General features: G+C 67.2%; 6 protein-coding genes and 1 pseudogene. 3 read left to right on the forward strand and 4 right to left on the reverse strand.

Annotation, left to right across the window (positions count from 1 at the left end):
- The 3 genes from MFF61_RS31765 to MFF61_RS31775 form a co-directional block, all read left to right on the forward strand.
- The coding region (locus MFF61_RS31765) for a hypothetical protein (RefSeq protein WP_238241683.1) at positions 1 to 273 on the forward strand (273 nt) is incomplete at its 5' end.
- Between the two features lie 128 nt (positions 274 to 401).
- Positions 402 to 2,420 (forward strand): peptidoglycan-binding protein, encoded by a 2,019-nt coding sequence (locus tag MFF61_RS31770; protein WP_238241684.1) that lies wholly within the window; start codon positions 402 to 404, stop codon positions 2,418 to 2,420.
- A 53-nt stretch (positions 2,421 to 2,473) separates the two neighbouring features.
- The gene (locus MFF61_RS31775; protein WP_238241685.1) at positions 2,474 to 3,292 is read left to right on the forward strand and encodes an amidohydrolase family protein; all 819 of its coding nucleotides are present in this window, start codon (positions 2,474 to 2,476) and stop codon (positions 3,290 to 3,292) included.
- Here MFF61_RS31775 and MFF61_RS31780 read toward each other — a convergent pair.
- From MFF61_RS31780 to MFF61_RS31795, 4 genes and pseudogenes are all read right to left on the reverse strand, one after another.
- Entirely contained in the window at positions 3,236 to 4,591 is a 1,356-nt protein-coding gene (locus tag MFF61_RS31780; RefSeq protein ID WP_238241686.1) for a sigma 54-interacting transcriptional regulator, read from the reverse strand. The genes MFF61_RS31775 and MFF61_RS31780 overlap by 57 nt on opposite strands.
- Before the next feature lie 720 nt (positions 4,592 to 5,311).
- The gene (locus MFF61_RS31785; protein ID WP_238241687.1) at positions 5,312 to 5,641 is read right to left on the reverse strand and encodes a hypothetical protein; all 330 of its coding nucleotides are present in this window, start codon (positions 5,639 to 5,641) and stop codon (positions 5,312 to 5,314) included.
- 786 nt (positions 5,642 to 6,427) lie between these two features.
- A pseudogene (locus MFF61_RS31790) lies at positions 6,428 to 6,778 on the reverse strand (integrase core domain-containing protein); the annotation flags it as partial.
- Between the two features lie 175 nt (positions 6,779 to 6,953).
- Positions 6,954 to 8,042: an alpha/beta hydrolase family protein gene (locus tag MFF61_RS31795; protein ID WP_238241688.1), complete on the reverse strand. Its 1,089-nt coding sequence runs from the start codon at positions 8,040 to 8,042 to the stop codon at positions 6,954 to 6,956.
- Positions 8,043 to 8,124: the final 82 nt, after the last annotated feature.

The following is an 8,124-nucleotide window of genomic DNA, read 5'->3' on the forward strand; positions in this document are numbered from 1 at the left end:
CAGGGCTGGTCCGACGTCACGGTGACGCATTTCCGTGACCTCGGCGTCTACGGCGAGCAGATCCTGCTCTCGGTGCGCTGGGGCGACTGGATCGGGATCAACGACGAGAACGCGGCCAAGAACTGGGCGCCAGTAACGAGCCCAGAGATCCAAAGTTACATCCATGCCTACCGCGCCGTGACGGGTGCGGATCTCAGCAACCCCGAGGGCGTCGACTTCACGCCGCCTTCCGTGCACCTGCGCAAGCGCCTCGCGCTCCAGCGGGCCCGCTGAAGTGCCCCCGCGGGCCGCCCGCGCGACCGAGCGGCTCCGGCCTTCGCGGCGGGTCCTGCCCGCCGCCCACTCCCTCCTGACCCGGCTCGCCCGCAGGGGCTCGCAGCCGCACCGGACGAGGTTGCGCCATGGCCAACATCGATCAGTTCGAGACGATCCCCTTCCACGGCGAGACCGAGGGCGAGGGCGAATGGACCCCCGAGCTCTACGAGGAGAGCGAAATCCGCCGCGGCCCGCCCCGGTCGCCGACCCGGATGGGGGCAGGCCCGCGCCAAGCTCGCCGCCCGGGCGTGCTGCCCAAGCCGCGCTTGGCACCGAGGGCGCCCCCCCCCCGGATGCGGGTCCCGCGTTCCCCGGGTGGCCCGTCGCGGATCAAGCCGCCCGCGTCCAGGCCGCCTCTCATCCGACCTCTCTGGCGGCCTTATCCTGGGCCGGTATCGACCTGGATCGAACGCGTCGCGCCCAGCGGCGGCGAGGGGCCGAGCGAACTGGCGCGCTGGACGCAGAGCTGCCTCAACCGCGCGCTCGGCCTGTCCCTGCCGATCACCGGCCTGTTGGACCCGGCGACCCGCGAGGCGGTGCGCCGCTTCCAGGCGCGGGAGAAGCTGCCGGTCGACGGCATCGTGGGACCGCCAACCCAGGCGGCGCTCGGGGCCGCCTGCGCCCGCGGACCCGGCGCAGAGCCGGCCGAGGGCGGGGGCGGGGGCGGCGGGGCCGAGCCACCGGCGGAGAGCGGAGCCAACGAGCCCCCCGGCGACGCCCCGCCGGAACAGGGCGAGCTGACCCGCGGCGGCTGCGGCTGCGCCGCATGCCGGGAGCGGGCGAATGCGGGCGAGTTCGCCTTCGTCGCCGAGGGCGAGACCTTCGAGGCGATGTCCCTCGGCGCGGCGTTCGAGAGCGAGCTGTTCGAGGGCGAGGCGTTCGAGGGCGAACTCTTCGAAGGGGAGGCTTGGCAAGACGAGGCGTCCCGCACCGCCCCGTCTCCCTCCGGCGCATCGAGGCCCTGCGCCATGATCCCCGTCGACTGTCCGCCGCCCGGGCGGCCCGCCTTGGTGCTCGATGGCTTCCGCTTCGACGCCAGCGCGCTTGACCCTGCCCGGCACGGGCCACCGATCAAGGGGCTCGCCGGGCGCATCCTCGCCTCGCAGCGCTCGGGGCGGCCGATCCGGTCGGTGACCATTGCCGGCCATACGGACGCGGTCGGGAATGACGACTACAATTTCGCCCTGGCGCGCCGCCGCGCGCACGCGGTCTCCCAGGCCCTGTGCGCCGCGCTCGAAGCGGCGCGGCGCGGCGCGACGCGCGGCTTCACTGTGCGCCTGACCTCCTGCGGCGAGCGCCAGACCAAGCGCACCCCCGAACTGAGCCGGCGCGTCGAGATCTTCCTGCCGTCACCCGGAGTCGTACCGGGGCGGCGCAACCCGCCCGACACGGCGATCTGCGGCGTGCCCCGCGGCGGCGTACGGCGCGAGCTGGCGGCGGAAGAAGAGTGGTCCGGCGAGGTGCAGACCCCGGCGCGCCGGACGGGTGTCGCCCGGGCCGTGGCACCGGCCCTTTGCTTCTTTCAGAATACGGACCTAACGTCGCACCGCAATCATTTCCACCATCAGGCCGCGCGCTGGGCCGGCCGCATCGGGGCTCAGGCCGCGCCCACGCGGCCGAACTGCGTCAAGCAGGTCGGCGCCACGGCCTATGACACCGGCGCCGACATCATCGGCACGATCCAGGCGGCACGAGCTTGCCAGCGCAAGCGCGTCGCGGCGATCCACATCTTCAGCCATAGCGGGTCGAACGGCGTATTCGGCTCCCGCTCAGGCGCGGCGGTGGGTCTCTACCGCGACGGCGTCGACGCCGCTGCGCGGGCGCAGGGCGCCCGGGTCGTGACCGACATCCCGACGGACGCGCTCGCCGAGAACGTCGTCGTGGTCCTACACGGCTGCAACGCCGCGGCGGGCTCGGACAGCGTCGCGGCAGCGCTCTTCCGGCATTTGGCGGCGCATCTGCGCACCCCCCGGGTCTTCGGCCATCCCAACAGCGGCTGCGCCGGGCGGGACAACAGCTGGCGCGAGTTCTCGCGCGCCGCCCCCGGCGGGCGCGCCGTGCGCTCCATCGCCCCCGTTTACGAAGGGAAGGGCGGCTGCAGCTGAGGGAACCCCGTGGGCGGCGTTCGCGCCGCCCGCCTGTCCCTGGGAGTGTGCGCATGATCATCGATTGTCATTGCCACGCGGGCACGGGCGACGGCCTGACCGGGCCCTGGGACACCGCGGCCCCGATCACCCGACATCTGCATCGCGCGACGGAGGCCGGCATCGACCGCACCGTCATCTTCGCCGCCTTCCATTCTGATTACGGCCGGGCCAACGCCGAGGTGGCGAGCATCGTCGCGAGCCGGCCCGACCGGCTCCTCGGCTTCGCCTTCGTGCATGCGGCGCGCGATAGCGGTCGCATCCTCGACCTCGTGCGCGTCGCCGTGGAGCGCTACGGCTTCGTGGGCATCAAGGCCCACCGCTACGACGCGCGCCTGTCGCGAGAGATCTGCGAGGTGGCCCGCCGCTACCGCATCCCGGTCTTGTACGACCCCATCGGCGAGATCGCCGTGGCCGAGCTCGTGGCGCGCGCCTATCCGGACGTCGACTTCATCCTGCCGCACCTCGGCAGCTTCTCGGACGATTGGCGCGCCCAGCACGGGCTCATCGACCACTTGGTGCGCCATCCCAATATCTATGCCGACACCTCGGGTGTGCGCCGATTCGACATTCTGGAGGAGGCGGTGACGCGGGCAGGCGCGCGCAAGATCCTGTTCGGGTCGGACGGACCCTGGCTGCATCCGGGCCTGGAACTCGCAAAGGTGCGGGCGCTCAAGCTCACCCCCGCCGATGAGACCGCCGTGCTCGGCGGCAACCTGATGCGGCTCCTCGCCAAGCGGACGCGCCGCAGCGCAGCGCCGCCGGTGCGCCACGTCTCACCCCCGCCCCCTGTCCGGCGCGATCCCTGGCTCCTCGCGGGTGTCAAAGGCTGAGCCGCGGCCCTGCGCCGCGGCGCGCCAAGCCGCCCGACGCATCTGCAGGGCGCGGTCGGTGACGCGCAGCATGCGCGCCGCGGCCTGTAGGTTCCCGTTCTCCCGTCGCATGGCGATGCGCATGGCGGTGTCGGCCGCGACCTGGCTGATCTCCTTGAGCCCGATCCCGAGCGACACGGCCTGCCCGATCGCGCCCTCGAACCCCGCCTCGCGCCAGACGGCGGCGAGCCCCGCCTCGCTCGCACGCTCATCCTGCGGCAGCGACCCCACCGTGATCGGTCCCGGGCCGACATGGCGGCTGCTGATGCGCGCCATGAGCTGGCGCAAGTCGCGCACGTTGCCGGGATAGGCGCGGGTGAGGAGGTGCTCGGTTACGGCCGGATCGAAGCCGATCCCGGCGAGCGCGGGCTGGAACTGAGCCAGGAAATGCCGGGCGAGCGGCAGGATGTCGTCCCGGCGCTCGCGCAGGGGCGGCACCCGGAACACCCAACCGGCGATGCGGAAGTAGAGGTCCTGGCGGAACTGGCCTGCCTCGATGCGCGCCGGCAGGTCGCGGTGGGTCGCCGAGACCAAGCGGAAGCGGCTGTGTCGCCAGGTGTCGCTGCCTACGCGCTTGTAGGTGCCCTCCTGCACGACGCGCAGGAGCTGTGCCTGGAGAGCGGGGGGCAAGTCGCCCACCTCATCTAGGAAGAGCGTGCCCTCCTGCGCGGTCGCGAAAGCACCGTCCCGGCCCGCATGCGCGCCCGTGAAGGCTCCGCGCTCGTGGCCGAACAGCTCGCTGCCGGCGAGCTCCGGCACGATGGTGGTGCAGTCGACAACGGCGAGGGCGCCGCGCTCGGCGCTCTCGTTGAGTTCGTGAACGAGGCGACCCACCAGCTCCTTCCCGGTTCCACTCTCGCCGATGAGCAGCACGGGCGCTTGGGTGAAATGCGCCACCTCGACCACTCCGCGCAGCAACGTGCGCCAAGCGGGGCTTACGCCGATCGCGGCCCGGCGCACAGCGGGGGAGACCATCAGGGCGTCGACGCTGGCCCAGCGCTCCAGCCGCGCCCGCACGCGGACCGCGAGCTCCGCCGGAGGCCCTGCGAGCACGTCTGTCGCGCCGGCCGCCAAAAGACGCCAATGGGCATCGCTGTCGAGCGGGCATCCGCCGCAGGACAGGGCAATGACTCGCCGCTCGCTGGCCTCGGTCATCCGACGCACGGCGTTGAAGAGGGCATTGTCGATCGCAGCGAAGCCCACGAGGGCGTCCGCATCGCGCTCGCCGGTATCGAGTGCGGCCTCCACGCCTTCGGCCACGAGTGCATCAAGCAGCGCGACCTGCTCCGATCCTCGAACGGGGCCGATGAACGTGACCGAAGGACAGCATTCCATGATGTGCCCCCCAAAGGTGATGGTGCGACGTGATCGGTGCTCCGATGTCGAAAAGGGGCCTTAGCGCGTCTAAGTCATACTGCAGGACGCGCCGCGCCGCAGTTGCACGGAGTCTTCCCGGGCTTGCTCAGGGCAAATCGGATGACCGGAAATTTCCATTCCAGCCAAGGTTCCGTCCAGACGGGACCTTGCTGAGGATACCTTGACTGGCAGTGTTTGTCCTCAACCAAAAGATGGGTATGTAAATTGGCGTCGGGTCTTGATGTCAATCGGCTTCGCACCCTAGTTGCCGTTCAGTCGATTGGAGCTTCACTATCGGCCTCTGAGCACCTCAACAAGACCTTTGCAAGCTACTGGCCGCAGCATGCTTTATTTGAAGTAGACTCAGACTTTTGCGCCTCTAGATTTGTTGAAGCCAAAAAGAACGATCATGCCTGTGGCTGCCGAGCCTACGGCGGTGAGGAATGGCCAAAAACTCATTATCTCACTAGCCCATACCTTGGCCGAGTCCAGATATGAAATGTGAACCGGGATTGTTTTCTGGAAAGTCCTGATCTGCAAAGGCTCGATTTTGCCGTCGATCTTTACTTCGGCGAGGAGTTGTAGATTTAAATCGACTTGTCCGACTTGAAGGCCCTCGACATCCTAAGTCCATTCGACGTTCTGGAGCTGAGCGTACTGGCGCTCAGCCGCTTCACCACCACGAAGGGTAATCTTGACCATATCAGGTGGCCCGGAGAGTCGAGCGCGAACAAATCGGCTTGCGGCAACCGTCGCAGCAGACTGTTGTCCCGGCACTCCGGCTAGCGCTCTGGCACCTGTGCCCTTTCCCTCGACTTCCAGTACGAACACGACCTGGGTCGATCGTCGATACATCAGCTGATCAGGAACTTTGTACTGGGCGTTCATCGACTTTAGTTGCTGCTCGATTGCCTTGCGCTCATTCTCATCGGTTGTTTCGCGTTCCGCGGCCATCGAGATGGGGTAAGTCCGACGCGGCTGCTCACCGATACCTGTTTGAAGGCGATCCCTGCACTTGCTGGGATCTGCGCTGCATGCCGCTTCACGGCTTCCGCCGGATGCCAAATCCTCCCTATCTGAAGGTGCTTCGGCAGCAGGCTTTGTCGATGCGGAGTAGCGACTTGCGTAAGGGGGAGCTACACGCGGGGCCGGTTCAGCCGCTTGTTTGTCAGGTGCTCTGCTCGGTAATTCGGCCACCACTTTAGGACCATTGGAACTAACAGGCTCGCTGCTGGATGCGAGCGGTGCAGGGGGGGCATCTGCATCGATCGGGGCAGGCGGCACATCCCGGCGTACTGAACTAGAGTGCGACCATTGGCTGGCGGTATGGCCAGCGGCGGAGAGGCGGTACAGCCCAAAGGCGCATGAAATCGCGGAGATGAGCAGAAGGGTGCAGCCGGACCATTTCCTTGGAGACATCATCGGTTTCTCCACCCTTGGTTGCGCATCCTTCCGCTACTCGCGCAAATATGCAAGAGTTTCGGTGCGGATCCGTGTGGCAAGCAACATTCGGCGACGGGCGCCTCCGATTGCATCCTCCGTGCGAGGTAGGTAGTTTTGTAGATGCTGCATGCACTGCAGCGATTTGCGATCTGACGGTGATATCTACCTGGAAGGCTTGCGTTCAAGCTTGAGAGTACTCAGCTGGCCCATAACACGGACCCGTTGTCCGTAGTCAGATGAATTGAGACAGGCTGCGGGCCTCAGGAACGGAGGCTCTGGTCCACCTGGGTTGAGAAGTTAGGCAGCTTGCGCGTGGTGGCGCAAGCGACGATCGGTGAGGGTCTGGCGCTTGATCCGCTCCCGCTCGCGCAGGACGGCCTCGTCCCGGCCGAAGTCGACGTCGGCGGGGATGAGATTGCCCAAGCTCTCGTGAGCCCGGACGTGGTCGTAGTGCTCGACGAAGGCCGCGACCCGCGCCTCCAACACGCCGGGCAGGTAGGCGTGGTCGAGCAGGATGCGGTTCTTGAGCGTCTGATGCCAACGCTAGATCTTGCCCTGGGTTTGGGGACGGCGGGGCGCACCGCGGATGTGGGTCATACCGCGGCGGCTAAGCCAGTCGGCCAGATCACGAGCGACGTAGCTCGATCCGTAGCTCATCGGGAAGATGGCTCGACGGCTCTGGGACGGCGCGCGAAGCCACGCTGAGCGCACGCGAGTGCAGTCATTCTGCACCCGGGAATGGCCGATGGCACCTCCGACATACCGGAAAGTGCACTCCAGACCAGCCGTATCGGGCAAGTACTCGAGTTCAGATCGTTCTTAGTTAGCGAGTTGCCGTGACATTCTTGCCGATCCAGCGCAGGAGAATGTCCGCAATGTACAGACTGTTGTCGTCCTGCATGAGCATGTGCGAATTCCCCTTGATCCCAATCTCCGGCAGCGCGAGGACCTCAGCCTTGCCACCAGCAGCAGAGACAGCAGCCGCAAAGGCGCGACAGCTCTTCAGGCGCGGCGCCCACCTTGGAAACTCATCGACGTAATCGCCAAACAGCACAAGGATTGGCACGGCCTTGTAGGGGCCGAGATCAGCCGTTGGATCAGGGCAGGCCGCCGGCTCGATTGAGATGATCCCCGCCACGCCCTGGGTGCTGAGCGCCGCAGTCTGGAACGGGTAGATGCCTGACTGCGAGTGGCTCATCAACACCGTCCCGCCGATCTTCTGCGCGAGTTCAGACAGCGCGGGGACCGTCGGGTTGGGTGTTGGGAGATTTGCCGCGCTGTCGGCAACCATCTGCTTCCAGAACTCGGCCTGTGCTGCCAAGGGAAAGCGCATTCCAGGCAGCACTTGCGGGTATTGGTGGCCGAAGCGGAAGATGGCCCAGGCGCCCTCATGCCCTGCGGAGAACACGGTCGGCAGCTGGTCGACTGGCTTCTTGCCCGTGCGGACCGCGTTGATGGTCGAGGGATCTGTGGCGGAGCGCCCTCGCCAGACTTGGTCGATCACGTAGACCGGGTGGCCTTGACGCAGGAAGTACTCGTCCCAGCCCATCCGGCCGTCGGGCGTCGTCTCCCAGGTCTTGCCGGTGAGACAGCAGCCGTGGATCAGCGTGATCGGCACCCCGGTCTGGCCGGCGGGGGCCTGATAGCGGACGTACATCTGGTCGACCGTGATCGTGCCGGCCGCGTCAAAGTTCGGCAGGGTCGATAGGGTATCGGATTTCACCTCCCGGCCGCCGATGAAGAAGCTGCCCTGCTTTGCGATGGTGAGCGGGCCGGGCTCAGGCCGTGAGGTCTGAGCGAGAGCGGGGACTGCGAGAGCGCAGAATGCGGCGGCGAGCAATGCCAAGCGCATGAAGTCGTCCTCCCTTGGACCGTCGATATCGTTGAGTTTCTTAGAAGGAAGGTAGGACACGCAGCTCAGCCGTCCATTGCATCCTCAAGCGTGCTCTCGGCTAGAGCCGCGCCCGAGCGAGTTGGGACGTGTCGGAAGTTGG

This window comes from Methylobacterium isbiliense, from assembly GCF_022179325.1.
Lineage (GTDB): Bacteria > Pseudomonadota > Alphaproteobacteria > Rhizobiales > Beijerinckiaceae > Methylobacterium > Methylobacterium isbiliense.

Coding starts and splice junctions, on each gene's coding strand:
- MFF61_RS31770 (WP_238241684.1), top strand. CDS start 402: ATGGCCAACATCGATCAGTTCGAGACGATCCCCTTCCACGGCGAGACC.
- MFF61_RS31775 (WP_238241685.1), top strand. CDS start 2,474: ATGATCATCGATTGTCATTGCCACGCGGGCACGGGCGACGGCCTGACC.
- MFF61_RS31785 (WP_238241687.1), bottom strand. CDS start 5,641: ATGGCCGCGGAACGCGAAACAACCGATGAGAATGAGCGCAAGGCAATC.